At 58.2% G+C, this 16,839-nt stretch carries 19 protein-coding genes; 11 read left to right on the top strand and 8 right to left on the bottom strand.

The features are described 5' to 3' along the window. Nucleotides 1-59 precede the first annotated feature (59 nt). Together AC2FD9_RS20380 and hrpB are read right to left on the bottom strand one after the other, a co-directional pair. Complete coding sequence (locus AC2FD9_RS20380; RefSeq protein ID WP_108861772.1) at nucleotides 60-518, bottom strand: NUDIX hydrolase; 459 nt, start codon at nucleotides 516-518, stop codon at nucleotides 60-62. A 110-nt stretch (nucleotides 519-628) separates the two neighbouring features. Next, a complete protein-coding gene (gene hrpB, locus AC2FD9_RS20375) occupies nucleotides 629-3,064 on the bottom strand; it encodes an ATP-dependent helicase HrpB (protein ID WP_496838615.1) in 2,436 nt (811 codons plus the stop codon). Nucleotides 3,065-3,289: 225 nt separating this feature from the next. On the opposite strand from hrpB, the gene meaB reads away from it, so the two are divergent. The 6 genes from meaB to AC2FD9_RS20345 all read left to right on the top strand — a co-directional run bounded on the left by meaB (nucleotide 3,290) and on the right by AC2FD9_RS20345 (nucleotide 7,955). Next, nucleotides 3,290-4,267 (top strand): methylmalonyl Co-A mutase-associated GTPase MeaB, encoded by a 978-nt coding sequence (gene meaB / locus AC2FD9_RS20370; protein ID WP_496838685.1) that lies wholly within the window; start codon nucleotides 3,290-3,292, stop codon nucleotides 4,265-4,267. Between the two features lie 146 nt (nucleotides 4,268-4,413). Then, a complete protein-coding gene (locus AC2FD9_RS20365; RefSeq protein ID WP_496838613.1) occupies nucleotides 4,414-5,541 on the top strand; it encodes a Hint domain-containing protein in 1,128 nt (375 codons plus the stop codon). Nucleotides 5,542-5,782: 241 nt separating this feature from the next. Beyond that, nucleotides 5,783-6,250, top strand: a complete 468-nt coding sequence (locus AC2FD9_RS20360; RefSeq protein ID WP_496838611.1) for a hypothetical protein — start codon at nucleotides 5,783-5,785, stop codon at nucleotides 6,248-6,250. A 139-nt stretch (nucleotides 6,251-6,389) separates the two neighbouring features. Further along, nucleotides 6,390-6,677: a 50S ribosomal protein L28 gene (gene rpmB, locus AC2FD9_RS20355; protein ID WP_058272217.1), complete on the top strand. Its 288-nt coding sequence runs from the start codon at nucleotides 6,390-6,392 to the stop codon at nucleotides 6,675-6,677. A 363-nt stretch (nucleotides 6,678-7,040) separates the two neighbouring features. Continuing rightward, a complete protein-coding gene (locus tag AC2FD9_RS20350; protein ID WP_282169153.1) occupies nucleotides 7,041-7,436 on the top strand; it encodes a hypothetical protein in 396 nt (131 codons plus the stop codon). A gap of 45 nt (nucleotides 7,437-7,481) precedes the next feature. Beyond that, a complete protein-coding gene (locus tag AC2FD9_RS20345) occupies nucleotides 7,482-7,955 on the top strand; it encodes a copper chaperone PCu(A)C (protein WP_282169154.1) in 474 nt (157 codons plus the stop codon). Between the two features lie 87 nt (nucleotides 7,956-8,042). On the opposite strand, the gene AC2FD9_RS20340 is transcribed toward AC2FD9_RS20345, so the two are convergent. Beyond that, complete coding sequence (locus tag AC2FD9_RS20340) at nucleotides 8,043-8,651, bottom strand: HdeD family acid-resistance protein (protein ID WP_282119983.1); 609 nt, start codon at nucleotides 8,649-8,651, stop codon at nucleotides 8,043-8,045. A 68-nt stretch (nucleotides 8,652-8,719) separates the two neighbouring features. Next, nucleotides 8,720-9,415: an NAD-dependent deacylase gene (locus tag AC2FD9_RS20335; protein ID WP_496838684.1), complete on the bottom strand. Its 696-nt coding sequence runs from the start codon at nucleotides 9,413-9,415 to the stop codon at nucleotides 8,720-8,722. Between the two features lie 28 nt (nucleotides 9,416-9,443). On the opposite strand from AC2FD9_RS20335, the gene AC2FD9_RS20330 reads away from it, so the two are divergent. After that, nucleotides 9,444-9,887 carry a low molecular weight protein-tyrosine-phosphatase gene (locus tag AC2FD9_RS20330; RefSeq protein WP_496838609.1) on the top strand — a complete coding sequence of 148 codons (444 nt, stop codon included), beginning with the start codon at nucleotides 9,444-9,446 and terminating at the stop codon, nucleotides 9,885-9,887. Here the strand turns inward: AC2FD9_RS20330 and AC2FD9_RS20325 are convergent. From AC2FD9_RS20325 to AC2FD9_RS20315, 3 genes are all read right to left on the bottom strand, one after another. Next, a complete protein-coding gene (locus tag AC2FD9_RS20325) occupies nucleotides 9,884-10,825 on the bottom strand; it encodes a LysR family transcriptional regulator (protein WP_496699777.1) in 942 nt (313 codons plus the stop codon). The two genes, AC2FD9_RS20330 and AC2FD9_RS20325, sit on opposite strands and share 4 nt — an antisense overlap. Nucleotides 10,826-10,888: 63 nt before the next feature. Then, complete coding sequence (locus tag AC2FD9_RS20320) at nucleotides 10,889-11,197, bottom strand: hypothetical protein (RefSeq protein ID WP_496761354.1); 309 nt, start codon at nucleotides 11,195-11,197, stop codon at nucleotides 10,889-10,891. A gap of 2 nt (nucleotides 11,198-11,199) precedes the next feature. Beyond that, the gene (locus AC2FD9_RS20315; protein WP_496838607.1) at nucleotides 11,200-12,300 is read right to left on the bottom strand and encodes a Hint domain-containing protein; all 1,101 of its coding nucleotides are present in this window, start codon (nucleotides 12,298-12,300) and stop codon (nucleotides 11,200-11,202) included. Between the two features lie 163 nt (nucleotides 12,301-12,463). Here AC2FD9_RS20315 and lepA point away from each other — a divergent pair, with 163 nt between their 5' ends. After that, the gene (lepA, locus tag AC2FD9_RS20310) at nucleotides 12,464-14,263 is read left to right on the top strand and encodes a translation elongation factor 4 (protein ID WP_282119978.1); all 1,800 of its coding nucleotides are present in this window, start codon (nucleotides 12,464-12,466) and stop codon (nucleotides 14,261-14,263) included. A gap of 64 nt (nucleotides 14,264-14,327) precedes the next feature. Here lepA and AC2FD9_RS20305 read toward each other — a convergent pair whose 3' ends face one another. Continuing rightward, nucleotides 14,328-15,041, bottom strand: coding sequence for a class I SAM-dependent methyltransferase (locus tag AC2FD9_RS20305; RefSeq protein ID WP_282169159.1), 714 nt, complete (start codon nucleotides 15,039-15,041; stop codon nucleotides 14,328-14,330). A gap of 304 nt (nucleotides 15,042-15,345) precedes the next feature. On the opposite strand from AC2FD9_RS20305, the gene AC2FD9_RS20300 reads away from it, so the two are divergent. The 3 genes from AC2FD9_RS20300 to AC2FD9_RS20290 all read left to right on the top strand — a co-directional run bounded on the left by AC2FD9_RS20300 (nucleotide 15,346) and on the right by AC2FD9_RS20290 (nucleotide 16,564). Continuing rightward, entirely contained in the window at nucleotides 15,346-15,567 is a 222-nt protein-coding gene (locus AC2FD9_RS20300) for a hypothetical protein (protein ID WP_282169160.1), read from the top strand. Between the two features lie 113 nt (nucleotides 15,568-15,680). Next, entirely contained in the window at nucleotides 15,681-16,001 is a 321-nt protein-coding gene (locus tag AC2FD9_RS20295; protein WP_058277004.1) for a hypothetical protein, read from the top strand. Between the two features lie 110 nt (nucleotides 16,002-16,111). Beyond that, entirely contained in the window at nucleotides 16,112-16,564 is a 453-nt protein-coding gene (locus AC2FD9_RS20290; RefSeq protein WP_261307800.1) for a hypothetical protein, read from the top strand. Nucleotides 16,565-16,839 lie beyond the last annotated feature (275 nt).

Raw genomic sequence — 16,839 nt, 5'->3', positions numbered from 1 at the left:
CGGTTAACGGTTGCCCGGTCTTGTGGCAACCGGCCTCACAGAAGTTTGTTGCGAAAGCGTTACATTTGCCGCAGCATTTCGCGCAGCTCCGGCTCTTGCACCAGCTCTGCGGCCTCTTTCGGCGAGAACCAGCGCCGTTCACGCTCGCTGACCTCGGGGAATTCCTCGGCCAGATCTTTGACATCTATGCGATACACATTGGTGCGCACGGGTTGGGCCGTTCCGTCATCCAGGATCTTGTCATAGGTGAAATGGCCCACCGCCTTGCGGCCCAGGTGTTTCACTTTTACGCCGGCTTCTTCCCATGCTTCTTCTTTGGCAGTCTCGGCCCCGTCCATGCCGTCAATCGGCCATCCCTTTGGGATGACCCAGCGACCTGTGCCACGGCTGGTGATCAATAGAACTTTTTTGTCGTCGCCAGTTCCGCGCACGCACAAGGCTGCAAACTGTACCCTGTGTGGGCGTTGAAAGAAGGGTTTGCCAACTTCTTCCCAGATATTGTTCAGCCAAGATGCCATCGATTAAGTGCCAGTACTTTTCTTAGGTTCAAGGAAAAGTGACATAACAACTATAAACCGGGGCTTCAATGCATCTATTGAACGAACGCATTTACTGAAGCAAACGAACGTCAGGTCCGCCGCTTGGCCCGCAAGGTTGGATCGGCCTGCGTCGGATCCTCGGGCCAGGGGTGTTTGGGATATTGCGCGCGCATGTCCTTGCGCACATCGGCATAAGATCCAGCCCAAAATCCCGGCAGATCGCGCGTGATCTGGATTGGTCGCCGCGCAGGGGACAGCAGAGTGATCTTGAGCGCCTCGCCCCCGATAAGCGGATGCCGGGTGACACCGAACAGTTCCTGCAAGCGGACCGAAATCTCGGGCACCGCCCCGCCGTAATCAATCGGCACCTTTCGACCCAGTGGTGTTTCAAACGATCCCGGCGCGCGACGGTCCAGCTCCTGCGTCTGGGACCAGTCCAGCCGGGCACGCAGGGCGGGCAGCAGGTCGAACTTTTTCCAGTCGTCTGCACTGCGCTGACCTGACAGCATGGGTAGCAGCCAGTCGTCCAGAGCGGCCATCAGCCCGCCCAATGAAAAGTCCGGCAGGTCGATCCCCTCGGCGCGTACTAGTTCCACCCGTGCCGCCAATCGTGCCGCGGCCCCGTCCAGCCGCAATCCCAGATCACGCACTCCGTCCAGCATGGCGCGGGCGATGGCCTCGTCCGGCGCGTCCTTCCAGATACGGTCATCCAGAGTGATCGCGCCAAGGCGTTCCTGCGTGCGCGCAATGACCCGGCGTTCGCGTTTCGACCACGCGCAGCTGTCTACCCATTCGATCTGATCCGCGAACAGGTCCCGGATTTCACGTTCCGAGATTTGTGCGGCCATGCGCACCTTGGCCTCGCGCGGGTTTCCGTCCGTATCTGTCACCACAAGATACGGCGCGGCCGCCAATGTGTCACCGTTGTCCAGCACGACGCCCTTGCCGCCGGACAGAACGTAACGCGGCACATCGCCTTTGCGGCGTTGCCCAATGCGATCGGGATAGGCCAATGCGGCCATCGCGGCTGGGCTCAGGTCTGTCTTGCTGCTTCGAGTCTTCAGCCGCTTGCTCTCGGCTTTGATCCGTTCCAAAGCGCCCATGTTGATCTGCCACACCCGGTTGCGTTGGAAGGTGCGGGTATCGCGCAATGCCTCGAGTCGCAGCAGCAGATCTACCGGAGCGCCCTTTAGCGGATCACGTTCCGCCATCAGCGCTGCCAGCGGAGCGGCGCCGGTCCCGGCCGTCACCAGCATATGCCCCAGCCGAGGATGCAGGGGCAGCGCAGCCAAGGCCCGTCCGTGGTCGGTGATCCGCCCTTTGGTATCCAAGGCACCCAGCATGTTCAACAACGTGCGGGCCTCGGCCATCGTTCCTTCGGGTGGTGGTGTCAAAAAGGCCAGGTCATCAGGTTCAGCCCCCCAAAGCGCCAGTTCCAGAGCAAGGCCCGTCAGGTCGGCGGCTTCGATTTCGGCAGGGGGGTAGGCGGCCAGCGCGCCTTCTTCCCCTTTGGACCAAAGCCGGTAACACACGCCCTCGGCCACGCGCCCAGCACGACCTGCGCGTTGGGTTGCTTCGGCCCGCGTCACCCGTTCCGTGACCAGCCGCGACATGCCAGAGCCCGGATCGAACCGCGCCCGGCGCGCTTGACCCATATCCACAACCACGCGGATGTCGGGAATGGTCAGCGAGGTCTCGGCGATTGACGTCGAGAGCACGACCTTGCGCCCTGTCTCGGCTGGCGAGATCGCTGCGCGCTGGGCGGCAAAGGGCATTGCTCCAAACAGAGGTCTAACTGCGCAATCGCCAGGCAACCGTTTAGTTAGTGCGGCTTCGGCCCTGCGGATTTCGCCCTCGCCGGGCAGAAACACGAGCATACCGCCCTCAGTTTCATGCTCGGCCTGGACGATCAGATCAATCAGGGCGTCCAGGCGTCGCGCCTGTGCACCCAGTGGTCGGTCCAGCCAACGTGTTTCAACCGGGTAACTGCGCCCTTCGGACGTCACCACCGGCGCGTTCATCAGTTGGCCGACGGGTTCGGCGTCGAGTGTGGCGGACATCGCCAGCAGGATCAGGTCGTCGCGTAGTGCGCCCGTAACCTCAAGGCACAGGGCAAGCCCGAGATCAGCGTTCAAAGATCGTTCGTGAAACTCGTCAAAAATCACCGCGCCGACGCCGGGCAGATCCGGTTCAGATTGCAGCATTCGGGTCAGAATACCTTCGGTCACCACTTCGATTTGGGTTGTTTTTGAGGTTTTCGCATCGCCCCGCACGCGGTAACCAACGGTTTCGCCTGCACGTTGTCCCAGTGTTTCAGCCATCCGCTCTGCCGCGGCACGCGCAGCAAGCCTTCGGGGTTCGAGCATTATGATCTTGCTGTCGCGCAACCCGGCCTCGAGCATCGCAAGAGGCACCCGCGTTGTCTTGCCTGCGCCCGGAGGGGCTTGCAAAACGGCCCGGCCATTGGCCTTCAGGGCGTCAAGCAATTCGGGGATGGCGTCATCAATGGGCAGGTGTGTTGTCATTGGCGCTTTATCAGCCAACCACGGCGCAACGTCCAGTTCCGCTGTTTCCCAATGACGATGATCGCGCCGCTACGGCATAGAGCCAACAGCGGTCCGGTCAAAGAGGATCAACAGCAACACATAGGTGCGAAATGCAGGTATCGGGCAGGTTTCCTTCGCGGTCCGGTCTGGACAAATCACCTGTCGGGGCGGCAAGTAGTCGTGCCGCAAAAGATCGGGGTCGGAATGGATATGGACAGCCTAGGTGATAAGATTTTGGACGGAGACCGGCGTGCGCTGGCCCGGGCAATCACTCTGGTAGAAAGTGGCCGCGCCGATCATCGGGCGCAGGCGTCTGAATTGCTGGCGCATTTGGCCAAAGCCGGGCGGCAATCCCTGCGCGTTGGGTTGTCCGGTACTCCGGGGGTGGGCAAATCCACCTTTATCGAAAGCTTTGGCATGATGCTGATCGAGCAGGGCTTGCGCGTTGCGGTCCTGGCCGTCGACCCCAGCTCGACCCGTTCAGGTGGATCTATTCTGGGCGACAAAACCCGGATGGAGCGGTTGAGTCGCGAGAAGAACGCCTTTATCCGCCCATCCCCCAGCCAATCCCATTTGGGCGGCGTGGCTCGCCGGACACGTGAGGCGATTGCCCTGTGCGAGGCGGCGGGATTCGACGTGGTGCTGATTGAAACTGTAGGGGTCGGGCAGTCCGAGACCGTCGTTTCTGAAATGTCCGATCTGTTTGTGCTGCTGCTCGCTCCTGCGGGCGGGGATGAGTTGCAGGGGGTCAAACGCGGCATCATGGAAATGGCCGACATGATCCTCGTGAACAAGGCGGATGGAGATCTGAAAGCCACGGCCACCCGCACCTGTGCCGATTACGCGGGGGCTTTGCGCCTGCTGCGAAAGCGCCCGCAGGACCCAGAAGGTTTTCCCAAAGCGATGACCGTTTCCGCGGTCGAGGAACATGGACTTGACCAAGCCTGGGACGAAATGACCACCCTGTCAGGCTGGCGGCGTGAAAACGGCCATTGGGATGGCAACCGCGCGGCGCAAGCGCGGTTCTGGTTCGATCAGGAGGTGCGTTACGCGCTGCTATCGCGGTTGGATACGCCGACCGCCCGCGCAGAAATGGATCGCCTTGGGGCCGCCGTTGGCGCAGGCAATCTCAGCCCGACGGCAGCTGCGGATCGAATGCTTAGTATCCTGGCAACACACTAGACGCCTGTTGGTGTCAATGGTGGAGGGTACGCCAAAATCATGTATTATGGGCAAGGATGCAATTTCTGATTGTGCAATTTCGAGAGCAAGGCGGTAGTCTCGATGGTGCGCAAGTCAACAAATGAACGCGTCGGAGAAAGCCGTACATGCCCAATATCCGTGGGACAAATGGTGACGACGATATCGAAGTCACCGGCGACGAAGGTACGCTGAACGGTACGCCCCAAGGCACACCCATTGATGATATTCGCGCCCGTGGCGGCGACGATGAGATTACGATTGTAAGCAGTACTATTTCCGGAAGTGTACGCGGCAACGCCGGAAACGATGAAATCACAGTGTCCAACGCCCAGATCGATGGGCAGATCAATGCGGGCCGCGATGCGGATACCGTCTCGGTTTTCGACGTTGGCGTCGGCAATATCCGTTTGGGGCAGGGTAATGATACCCTGAACTTTATCCGAACCCAAGTCGCCGGGGATGTACGGGGCGGCGGCGGGCAGGACGCGCTGAACCTTCCGGTTGGCACCACTGTAACAGACGACAATTTCGGTACGTTCACCGTTGTTGTCGGACAATCCTATTCGCTGTCCAGCGGCAGTTTCGAATTACCCTCGGGGATCGTGGTCAACTATAGCGGGTTTGAATCCGGCACAGGTTTTTTGTGCTTTACCCGCGATACAGTAATTCAGGCACAACGTGGTCCGGTCCTTATTCAGGATCTTCGGCAGGGGGATATGATCCCAACGCAGGGCAACGGGATGCAACCGATCCGCTGGATCGGGCGTCGTAAATTTGACTCGGTGGCATTGGCGGGCGATCCGAAACGTCGCCCCGTCCGCATATTGGCAGGCGCGCTGGGCAATGGGTTGCCCAAACGAGACCTGCTGGTGTCACGGCAGCACAGAATGCTGGTGCAGTCGAAAATCGCTGAACGGATGTTTGGCGAAACCGAAGTTCTGATTCCAGCGATAAAATTGACAACGCTGCCAGGCATATTCGTCGATGACACGGTGGACAGTGTCGAGTATTACCACCTGCTTTTTGACCGGCATGAGGTTATCTTTGCCGAAAATGCCCCAAGCGAAAGCCTGTTTACCGGGCCTGAGGCGCTCAAGATCCTTAGCCTTGAAGCCCGACGTGAAATATTCGATATCTTTCCGGAATTGGCGGATATGAACCACAATCCCAACCCGGCCCGGTACATCCCCAAAGGCCCCCAACAGGCGCGCCTCGTGGCGCGGCATCTGAAGAATGAAAAACCACTGCTGTAGGATACGACGCCTAGGGGAACGCCCATCGGATGTTTAAATCCCAATAAAACAGCCATGTTGAACCAGCCCTGACCACGTGACTGAATGAAATTACCCGATCAGGCAGGCAACTCCGGTCAAAAAAAGGCAGTTGAAGAATGCAGCAATGTCGGATTTTTGATGGAAATCGACTGCGTGCCACGCTTTTCAATAGGTGGTTGCGCCTGTCTTTGTTTGGCGCGGGCGCCGAACCTGAAGTCTCTTGTTGCTGTTTCGCCGCGGTTCTCAATTTCTGAAGATCACGTGCCAATTGACCCGCGCTTCAAAAAAGTGGGCGACGGAATTCGATCCTGATCTTGGGGCGCTGCCGAGTCGCTCTTATCCTGTGCGCGGCCTCATTCTGATTGATCCGTTCAACCGCGCCGATTTATTGAATGCCCGCATGATCCAGGACGCCTTTCCCACAATGAATATCGTAAGGCTTTGCTTTACTGGTCATCCTGCGACCAAAGTAATAAGACAAACCGGTGGATACGGCAGGCTGCAGAAAATGCTGCTTCGACAGCGATTGTCACCGGAAAGAATGGTTCATATGCATCGTGCAGCACGACTGAAAAGCCCCCGCTACTGGGCGCGTCTGGCGGCCGCAGCGGCAAAAACAGGTCGTCCTGAATTGGAAAATCACGCCCTGAAACGGCTGGGAGAATTAAATGAAAACTTGGTGCTGTGAATCCTTGGCATATGGCTTGACCCCGTCTGTGATTCCCACTACATGCATCCAACCAGTTTTCGGGCGCGACTTCGGGTTGTGCCCCTTGTGATTTGGCCGAGGGTGTAATGCCTGGCCTCCAGAAACAAAGGAAGAAACCATGTCGCGCCGTTGCGAACTGACCGGAAAAGGCCCGATGACTGGCAACAATGTCAGCCATGCCAAAAACAGAACTCGTCGTCGTTTTCTGCCCAACCTGAACGATGTTACGTTGCAGTCGGAAACGCTGGGCCGTGGCGTCAAGCTGCGCATCTCGGCGGCTGCCCTGCGTTCAGTGGACCACCGTGGTGGTCTGGACGCGTTCCTGGCGAAAGCCAAGGACGATGAGCTGTCCAACAACGCATTGAAAGTGAAAAAGGAAATCGCCAAGGCGCAAGCTTCGGCCTAAGACCTTTTTCCTACAAGAATTCTAGCCCTGTACCGTTTGGTGCAGGGCTTTTTTGTTTTGCGCAGAGCGCTGTTCTCAAAATGGAAATAAATTTTCGCATTGGGTGAAGTTGTTCACATACCGTTTGCTCTACCCGTATTATGTTTAGGCATATTCATCTGGCGGAGTTCAACCTCATGTCGTTCAAATCATTACCTTCTTTCTCCCTTCTGGCCGGCTTTTTCGGCAAAACGTTTGGGGCATGTCTGCGGATGCAGCGCCGGGTGAATCGGCTGCATACAAGCCTGACAAAAGGGTCCGTCAAGCGTCCGGAACTGGACCGCTGACATTGTCCTCCCGGCCCTGGGCTTCAGGCGTGTCTGATTGCGCTTGAAGCCCGTTTTGTCTCTGGCCTATATCGGGGACAGGATGAAACCCGTTCTGAACAAAATTCTGCCGTTTGTGCTGTCGCTGCTGGTCGTTTTGACCGGGCAGGGCGTTGCTGCATCGCGCGGTGTGGACCGGGCGGTCGGACATATGGTGTTGTGCACCGGCTCGGGACCGGTTGTGGTCTATATGGATGCCGAAGGGCAGCCGACAAAGGCCCCGCATTTCTGTCCGGATTATGCGTTGAACCTGTTGGGCGCGGTGAGCATTGCGGAACCGTCCCTGCCGGTGGCCCCGGACATCGATCGACCCATGCCATCGCGTATCGCGGAGAATCTGATCGCTCTGCCTATACCGTCTCAACCAGCCCGGGCACCTCCTGCAAGTGTTTGATTCATTATCAATTCTTATCAAACACCAAACTACAGGAGAGGCGCTATGTCACTCACATCCAGAATGCTGACCACCCTTGCCGCCGCAACTATTGCTACCGCTGCTTTTGCGCAGGACACGATCACCGTCGATGACGCTTATGCTCGGTCGTCGGGTAAAACGGCCAAAGCTGGCGCGGCCTTCATGATGATCCAGAACACCGGCGCGACCGATGACCGTTTGATCGGCGTGGAATCGGACGCCGCAGCTCGGGTCGAGCTGCACACCCATCTTGTTGACGAAAACGGTGTTGCCAAGATGACCCATGTCGAAGAAGGCTTTGTCATACCCGCCGGTGAAATGCACATGCTGAAGCGCGGCGGCGACCACGTGATGTTCATGGGCCTGACAGCCCCGTTTGAGCAGGATGCAATGGTTCCCGTTACGCTGATCTTCGAGACAGCAGGCGAAGTCGAGATCGAAATTCCGGTGGATTTGGAGCGTAAGGACACCGGAGGTCACAGTTCGCATTCGAACTAGGGCTACGTCTGAACTCAGGCCGCGCTGCGACCGTCATCTATGCGTCAGGCCGGGATATTCCCGGCCTGTTGTCGTTGTGGAAAAGGTTCAGCGGTTGACCACCCGCATCGCCACGCGGTCATGGGCGCGTTTGAAGCGCATGGCCAGCCAGAGCATCACTGCGGCAAACGCCAGCGCCGAGAAAGCAATCGCCCAGCCGAGCGCCACCATGCCGCTGCCCGGCCAGAACAACAGAACGAGGCCGATCAACAGCGCGACAATGCCGGAGTTGCGCATGGTGGATCCATCAGGATGAGCATCGGGCAATTGCCGCCAGGCCATCAGCGAGCCTATCCCGACAATCAAAGCCCAGGCTCCCAGCAGGAAGAACGCGAGTCGCGCGACGCCTTCCGGCCAGATCAGCAGGATCAGTCCGATCAAAAGCGCTCCAATGCCGAAACCGCCGATCAGGCCACGCCGGCCAAACCCCAGCAGCGTCAGGCCTCCATCGAGGACCAACAGCAAGCCCACCAGACGGATCAGCAACGAGATACTGCCCGTCGGCCAGAATAGCGCTGCGATTCCGAGCGCACCGGCCAGGATTCCGCGCAGCAAGAATGTCCACCACAGGTCCGTTAGCTGATCACCAAGTGCACCTCGCGTATCGAGCCTATCATCGTCAAGGATTTCACCTTGTTGGTTTTTTGGGTCTGTCATGGGGACCTCTCGGGTTGTTAGGGCACTAGTATAGAAAGGAAATTCGCCGCTTGTCTGCGGGTATCGCCCTACTGCGAGCTCAGGATCTGATCAACCCAGCGCGGAACGGCTTCTGTTGCGGGGCCCAGTATGACTTCGTCGAAACTGGATGCGCCGGTCGACGGCTCGAGGTTCAGTTCGACAGTTCTTGCCCCGGACATCATGGCCTCGTGCACGAAAGCCGCGGCGGGATAGACCTGACCCGAAGTGCCAATGGCGGCGAAGATGCTTGCGCCTGCCAGATGATCATAGATGGCGCCCATGTGATAAGGCATCTCACCAAACCACACCACATCCGGGCGTGCGGTGGGGGCTGCGCAGGCAGGGCAGGGCTCGCCCACGGCCATCTCCGGCGGTGCCGTCCAGCGGTGGCCGCAGGCCGCGCAAAGCGCTCCGGCCAGCGTGCCGTGCATGTGGATCACGTTTTGCGCGCCACCGGCCTCGTGCAGGCTGTCGACGTTTTGTGTGACGATCACAACCTCGCCGGGCCAGTCCTGCTGTAGTCGGGCAAGTGCATCGTGGGCCGCGTTAGGTTGCGCCTCGGCGGCCTGTGCGCGGCGGGCATTGTAAAACCCGTGCACCAGCGCGGGATCACGCGCGAACCCTTCGGGCGTGGCAACGTCCTCGATCCGGTGTTGGGCCCACAAACCGCCCTCGTCGCGGAACGTGCCCAACCCGCTTTCGGCGGAAATCCCGGCCCCTGTCAGAATGACGATCTTTTCCATCTTGGCCCTTCGCGTTACACCGTGGTTCATGACCCACCGTATCTTGTTCGTCTGTCTGGGCAATATCTGCCGTTCTCCCGCCGCCGAGGGCGCCTTTCGCGCCCGTGCGCCGCATCACGCTACCGATAGTGCCGGGACTTCTGGCTGGCACGTTGGTGACCCACCTTATGGACCGATGCAAATGGCAGCTCTGTCGCGTGGCATAAAACTGGATGATTTGCGGGCGCGCCAATTTGTGCCCGCGGATTTCGACAGGTTCGATCTGATTATCGGGATGGATGCCGAAAACCTCGCGGATATTGAGGCATTGAGGCCAGCCGGGAACGAAACCCCAGTGCGTCTGCTGACGGATTTTGCGCCTCATATCGGCACAGACCACGTCCCGGACCCATACTATGCCCGTGACTTCGATGGAGCATTGGATCTAATCGAGGCAGCTGTCGAAGGTCTCGACGCGCATCTGCGCGGCTAGTTCATCAACTTTAGGCGGTTGTTCAGCCATGGCAATTGCGCAAGGGCCGGGTCAACAATCTGGCTGCCCATTAGGCGGCGCATCATGCCTGCGACTTCTTGCGGAACCTGACCTGACCAGTCGGTGCGGGTGAACAAGGAAATCGTCCGCGACACATCTCCGATCGGGGCAGGGTGTGCCTCAAGCCCGTCATGGAACCGCGCCGCCCGCATATAGCCCAGCGGCGTCGTGATCGCCCAGCCGAGGCCGCGCGCGACCATTGCCATCAACGCCAAATGCGAACCGATTTCGAACCGTTCTTCAAATTCCAGCTGCTGGCGCGCCAGATGGGCCTCAATCTGGCGGCTGATTAACTGCTCGCGGGCATAGCGTAGGAAGGGCAGATCCTGCATGGCGTTTTCGACCCCTTTGGGCGTCACCAGAATGAAGGGATCGCGCACCAGCGGGTACTCGACCACGCCTTCCAGCACCTCGCCGCTATGGGCTGACACCACAAGCTGAAGGCGCTGCGCCTCAAGTTCTTCGAACAGGTCAAGACTGGGCAGTGTGATCAGTTTGAACTTTGACCGCGTCAAACTTTCAGCCAACAAAGTGGCTAGCCGCGGGGTCAGGTCATTGTCGAAATCGTCAATCAGGCCGACAGACAGGGTTGCAAGGTGACCCAGGTCCATCACAGTCAGCTCGCTTTGGGCCATCTGCAGTTCGGCCAGAACCGCCTGCGCGCGGGCCAGAAAGCTGCGCCCAGCCTGGGTCAGGCGCATCGGACGTCGTGCGTGATCCACCAAATCGGTGCCCACAGCCTTTTCCAGATTGCGCAACTGTTGTGACACTGACGGCTGGCTGAGCCCCGTGATCTCGGCGGCCTGCGCCACCGATCCGGTCCGCGCCAATGCCTCGAACACTTCGAGGCCGCGCAGGGTCAGCCCTTTCATAACCATCAGATATCCCTTTCGCTGCGCCTTTCTGGGGCGCAGTTCGGGTCAGGTCAAGGATTGATCAGCCTAGTTGCAGATCGCCTGCGCCATCTGACCAAAGTTCCGATACCGATCCCACAGCGCATCGTCGCGCTGGGTCTTCGACATCTTGAGTTCCTGCGCCTGATGCGGGTCGCGGAACCACTTGGCAACGGTCTTCTGATCGCTGCGGGTCAACGCCTGATTGGCCACTCGCTGAATGCAGCTGCACCGATCCCGCGTTGCCGCCGAGCGGTCAGAAGCCAGACACGCCCGTTTGATCTGCGCCGCGTCCACAACCGGAGCCACCGCCACAATCGACGTGGCACAGAATGCGATTAAGAGGAACTTTTTCATGCTCATGCCTCGTATTTGCCTGCCCGGACGGGTCTGATGCCCCTCTCGGTCTGCGGCGGAGTATGAATCAAACTGAATTTGTGATCAATGGCCAAGATATTTCGCAGCAACAGCGCCGCCTCGGTTCGGGTCAAAGCCGGTCGGGCGGTTTCCATTGGGCCTGCCGCGCATCCCGCGAGGTCACGAAAGAACAAACTGTCGGGGTCATCACATTGGGTCGTTGGCGTTGACAGAAGGCTCTCGGATGCGGCGCCATTGGCGCGGATAATATTATGGTTGTCCAGCAGTACGTGGTGATAACAGGCAGTTTTCTCGTTGGACAGGGTCGCAACGCCTGCATCTACGAAACTGATCGCTGGCACAAACACCTCGGGTGCTGCAAACAACAGTTCCGCTACTGGATGCGCGATTACCAACCTGTGCTGTTGCGAAACCTTTAGCGGCGAGAAGTTAAATATTATTCCGGTCGGAACCTCGACCAATCTGAAACGGCCTGCCGCTATGACATCCTGCGATCCGACCCATTTCACCGATTGATAGCCATTGTCCTGCGTCCAAACCTTGTCGCCCGGACGCAATGTTTCGATACAGGCATAGCCATTTTGGGTTTCTATCAATGTGCCACTGCCATAACAGATCGGCGTGACGTAGTCCGCAACCGCAAAGCTTGGACCTTCCTGGGTGTCAACAACCGTCAATGTAACGCCTGCTGGGGGAAACTCCCCCGGGCCACCGATGAAGGCGATCCCCTCCACCGTCGCAAAGGATGGGGACGAGTTGTTCACGTTGAACGCAATGGCCTGCCACGTGTTTGTACCATCCGTCAGCGTAATGCCGTATTCAGCCTCAACCCGAGTACCGTCGTTGAAGTTGACGCCGTCGATAGTTTGATCACCGTCAAGGAGCTGATTGGTGTCATTGTCGGCAAAATTCGTGTCGCTACCGCCATCGCTGATGAAGACCTCGGTAGCGGTTCGCGTGTCAATCGTGATGGTCTGTCCGATAAGGTGGATACCTGTACCCTGGTCCAAACCATCCAACCCCTGCGAAACAGAGATGGAAAGCTGGCTTTCACCCAGCACGAATATCGAATAATTGGCCAAAGACTACTCTGCTTTCTTGTTGGTGCGCCGGCCATTCAGCGCCACTATCCTACCCACTGGCTGATTTTGGGTAAATGCGTCAGAGCAGAAAGACACCATAGCAGCCTTTTCTGCAACGCTTCACGGCTTGACGAGGCCCCAATCTCCGGACATATCCCAACCCATGACAGACCTCGCTCATATCCGCAATTTCTCCATCGTCGCGCATATCGACCATGGCAAATCCACCCTTGCTGACCGGCTCATCCAAGAGACAGGGACAGTCAAGGATCGTGACATGAAGGAACAGCTGCTCGACAGCATGGATATCGAGCGAGAGCGTGGCATCACCATCAAGGCCAACACAGTCCGCATCGACTATACCGCTGACAACGGCGAGCAGTACGTGCTGAACCTGATCGACACCCCGGGCCACGTGGACTTTGCCTATGAGGTCTCGCGGTCGATGCGCGCGGTCGAAGGATCGCTGCTGGTTGTGGACTCGACACAGGGCGTCGAGGCGCAGACGCTGGCGAATGTCTACCAGGCCATTGACGCCGATCATGAGATCGTGCCGGTGCTCAACAAGATCGACCTGCCGGCGTCTGACTGTGACCGGGTCGCCGAACAGATCGAGGATGTGATCGGCATCGACGCCTCCGAGGCCATTCAGGTTTCGGCTAAGACCGGGCAGGGCATCCACGAAACGCTGGAATCCATCGTCACCCATCTGCCCGCGCCTAAAGGCACGCTCGACGCGCCGCTCAAGGCGATGCTGGTCGACAGTTGGTACGACGCCTATCTCGGCGTCATCGTGCTGGTCCGCATCATGGACGGCACGCTGAAAAAGGGCATGCGGGTCAAGTTTATGTCGAACAACACCCTGCACCATGTCGACCGCGTCGGCGTTTTCCGTCCCGAGATGGAGATGGTCGACAGCCTCGGCCCCGGTGAGATCGGTTTTCTCACCGCGTCCATCAAACAGGTCCGCGATACCCGCGTCGGTGACACCATCACCAATGACCGCAACGGCACCGAAGAGGCTCTGACAGGCTTCAAACCCGCGCAGCCGGTGGTGTTTTGTGGCCTGTTCCCCGTCGACAGTTCCGAATTCGAAGACCTGCGCGATGCGATCGACAAGCTGGCCCTGAACGACGCCAGCTTTAGCTTTGAAATGGAAACCTCGGCCGCCCTCGGCTTTGGCTTCCGCTGCGGCTTCCTTGGTCTTCTGCACCTAGAGGTCATCCGCGACCGCATCGAACGCGAATATGATATCGAGCTCATCACGACGGCCCCGTCGGTGATCTATCACGTCTACATGAAAGACGGCGAGATGATCGAGCTGCACAACCCCGCCGACATGCCCGACCCGTCCAAGGTCGATCATATCGAGGAGCCGCGCATCAAGGCGACCATCTTGGTTCCGGACGAATTCCTCGGCGACGTGTTGAAACTCTGTCAGGACCGCCGTGGAATCCAGATGGACCTGACCTATGCGGGCAGCCGCGCCATGGTCGTCTATGACCTGCCGCTGAACGAGGTCGTCTTTGACTTCTACGACCGCCTGAAATCGGTGACCAAGGGATATGCCTCGTTCGACTACCAGATGACCGGCTATACCGAGGACAATCTGGTCAAGATGTCGGTGCTGGTAAATGACGAGCCCGTCGACGCGCTGTCGACCATGGTTCACCGCGACCGGGCCGAGATGCGGGGCCGGGCGATGTGCGAAAAGCTCAAGGACCTGATCCCGCGCCACATGTTCAAAATCCCGATCCAGGCCGCCATCGGAGGCAAGGTCATCGCCCGCGAGACCCTCTCTGCCCTACGCAAGGACGTGACAGCCAAGTGCTACGGAGGCGACGCCACGCGGAAACGCAAACTGCTGGACAAGCAGAAGGCGGGTAAGAAAAAGATGCGCCAGTTCGGGAAGGTCGATATCCCGCAGGAAGCGTTTATTTCAGCGTTGAAGATGGACAGCTAAGGCTGTCCGTTTTGAACAGTCACTGACAGGCTTGCTTTTTGGGTTCGAGCTTGATGCCACCTGATCAGGTGGCGGCTCGAACCAAATGGAATTCGCAGTCCGTCAGGCCGAATTCGCTGTAGTCAATCGGCTTGGAAAAGTTCAGGCGCCTCAACTGTCTGTCTGCAATTCGAACCGGTCTGAGGTTGGAATCGTCATGCACGATGAATGCACCGGACGGCATTAGAGCGTGGAGAGCCAGAACCTCTCTGAGGTGCGTGTCCTTGGCCCCGTCTAGGTGCAGGAAATCGATTTTCGCATCAGGGTGCCTCAGGGCGTATGCCGGAGCTTCGATCAGAGAGTTTCCTTTTATCAGCTCAACCCGGTCAGGAAACTTGTATCTTAGCCAGTTGAATGCTGCCGGCACGTAAATGTCCACGCGGGCCCACCGGCGGTTCAATCTCTGGCAAACATCCACGCCGACGCATTTGAGTTCAGGGTTGGCCATGAGCGCCAACAACATGCTGTGGCCCGCATTCACGCCAATTTCGAACAGACATGTTGATCGTCGAGCCAACTCAACGAAATTTCTTCGTTTGGGTTCGAATCTTTCAATAAATGGCTGTGTTTGAAAACCCGTCGCGCGGTCTTCGTAGAACAGATTGCCATTCAGCGCAGGTGGTTCACCCACTTGTTCAAGCGAATGTGCGACATATTGATTGAGATCGCGCAGGTTTTCGTTCCACTGTGCTGAGGACAAGAGATCGTCATAATCTGAAGGATGGAAGTTGGAAGGCACAGTACTTTTCCTCGAAACCCTTTAGTTACATTACACGCGAAGTTTTCGTTAAACTGTTGAAGCGATGGAAAGTAAACCTTTGAAGCGAAAAACAAGTGTTCTCGTTTTGTGGGCCTAAAGTGAGTTCCGTCAGTGACGTAAAAACACGAGTGCCTGCCTTTGGGATGATCTTCCTGCGTTAACCTCAGGGTTCGCCTTCGAAAAACCGGGCGGCGCGTTGGGCCTCCCCTCGGGTCGGTCGCGACCATCATCACTTGGATATCTTTGACTAGCCGCTGACAAATCACCTCATTAGGTTGTCGCTATGACAATGAACTATCGAACTATTTTGGAGCGTTGGCCCGTCGCGACGATTGGCCTGACGTTTCTTTCCTACTTTGTTTTGCAAAGCATTGCGGACCACACTTTCCGCGCCTTTGATCAGCAGGAATTTAACCCCGGTTGGGTACTGTTTCTCATTGTTGGTGGCTGGGGATTCTACAGCATGTTTCACATAGCATTTTATCTAATTCGAACGTTTAAATAGGATCGTATCAGTGATTTACCGGTCGTCCACCTAACACCTGTGACCCACCTCACAGCCCAAACTGTACCCTCCTGCTACTCTTAACCCAACGGAACCCTCTGCAGGAGGCGCAGATGTCCACATCCATGATCCCCATCATCGCCCTCGGGTCGGCGGGTCTCTATTCCGTTGCCATGATCGCGATGAAGTTCTGGTGGAAACTCCCCGGCGTGGGTCTTGGCCTGCTGATCGTTGCGACCCTGCTGGCTGGGGCGACGCTTGAACTCGCCGCGCTGCGCGAGGAACGGCTGGGCATCATCTATACCGGCATTCTGGGGGCCGAGGTTGTTCTGATCGCCATCGCCTCGTTCTTTCTGTTCGGCGAGAACTTCTCGTATCGCGAGGCGGCTGGCATTGGTCTGGTCATCCTCGGCACCGCGCTGGCCTGGGCCTGACGCAAACATTACCGGTTTATGAAGTTTCCCTTAGGTAAGTTGCAACCGGCGCATTCCCCACCAATCTGTTCAACAGGCCAGCAACGGCCCTGAACTTTGGAGGAGAGCCCATGACCAGATATATGACTGCCGGAGCAGCCGCTCTGGCCACGAGCCTAACCCTTGCAACGGCCTCGATGGCCGAGACCACACCTGATCTGCGCGGTGCCTGGACAGGCACCTATACCAAAGTTTCGCCGTCTCGGGTGACCACCGGCGATGCACCGCGCTTTCATCAGGGAGAGTGGCTTCTGGATATTCAGCAGCAGCAGGACAACCTGTTCTGGGGGCCCAGCATGTGGCGACCGGATGCTGGCACAGATTGGCGCGTGTTTGACGCCACCGGCACCATCAGTCTGGATGGGTCGGGCACCATCGGCATCGTCGAAAGCTCGGCCGATCCGCAGGTGGGTGTGAATGCGCTGGTGGATGCGCGCTATCAGGACGGCAAGATTTACGCGGATTTCCGTAGCCTGCGTCGCGGGACAACGTACAGCGTTGTACTCGAACGTCAGGTGAACTGAAGCGTCTCCGGCCCGGCCGGCCGTAGGGGGTACTGGCTGCACCGTGTTGCAGCGCGTAGTAGGTAATCTCGGTCGGGTCGGAACGCTTCTCATAAACGGACACAGCGTCTCCTCAGGGGGGACGGGTCGGGCGGCATCTTGGCTGCAAGTGACAGGGTCCTGAACACACGGTGCCGGATTGCGGCGTTCCCTGGCACCTGTGGTTTAGGCTCTCGCGAACCTTCAGCGCGGCTTTGCTTGTGGTCTGAGGGCCGTCCGGCCCCGGATTCTCTGGT

Source organism: Ruegeria sp. YTSC230 (assembly GCF_059609665.1).
Note: the sequence above shows the minus strand (reverse complement) of the source record. Positions and strands in the feature narration are given on the sequence as shown.

Bases quoted from the DNA above. Each gene is read 5' to 3' on its own strand.
- AC2FD9_RS20380 (WP_108861772.1), bottom strand. From the start codon at position 518: ATGGCATCTTGGCTGAACAATATCTGGGAAGAAGTTGGCAAACCCTTC.
- hrpB (WP_496838615.1), bottom strand. From the start codon at position 3,064: ATGACAACACACCTGCCCATTGATGACGCCATCCCCGAATTGCTTGAC.
- meaB (WP_496838685.1), top strand. From the start codon at position 3,290: ATGGATATGGACAGCCTAGGTGATAAGATTTTGGACGGAGACCGGCGT.
- AC2FD9_RS20365 (WP_496838613.1), top strand. From the start codon at position 4,414: ATGCCCAATATCCGTGGGACAAATGGTGACGACGATATCGAAGTCACC.
- rpmB (WP_058272217.1), top strand. From the start codon at position 6,390: ATGTCGCGCCGTTGCGAACTGACCGGAAAAGGCCCGATGACTGGCAAC.
- AC2FD9_RS20345 (WP_282169154.1), top strand. From the start codon at position 7,482: ATGTCACTCACATCCAGAATGCTGACCACCCTTGCCGCCGCAACTATT.
- AC2FD9_RS20340 (WP_282119983.1), bottom strand. From the start codon at position 8,651: ATGACAGACCCAAAAAACCAACAAGGTGAAATCCTTGACGATGATAGG.
- AC2FD9_RS20335 (WP_496838684.1), bottom strand. From the start codon at position 9,415: ATGGAAAAGATCGTCATTCTGACAGGGGCCGGGATTTCCGCCGAAAGC.
- AC2FD9_RS20330 (WP_496838609.1), top strand. From the start codon at position 9,444: ATGACCCACCGTATCTTGTTCGTCTGTCTGGGCAATATCTGCCGTTCT.
- AC2FD9_RS20325 (WP_496699777.1), bottom strand. From the start codon at position 10,825: ATGGTTATGAAAGGGCTGACCCTGCGCGGCCTCGAAGTGTTCGAGGCA.
- AC2FD9_RS20320 (WP_496761354.1), bottom strand. From the start codon at position 11,197: ATGAAAAAGTTCCTCTTAATCGCATTCTGTGCCACGTCGATTGTGGCG.
- lepA (WP_282119978.1), top strand. From the start codon at position 12,464: ATGACAGACCTCGCTCATATCCGCAATTTCTCCATCGTCGCGCATATC.
- AC2FD9_RS20300 (WP_282169160.1), top strand. From the start codon at position 15,346: ATGACAATGAACTATCGAACTATTTTGGAGCGTTGGCCCGTCGCGACG.
- AC2FD9_RS20295 (WP_058277004.1), top strand. From the start codon at position 15,681: ATGTCCACATCCATGATCCCCATCATCGCCCTCGGGTCGGCGGGTCTC.
- AC2FD9_RS20290 (WP_261307800.1), top strand. From the start codon at position 16,112: ATGACCAGATATATGACTGCCGGAGCAGCCGCTCTGGCCACGAGCCTA.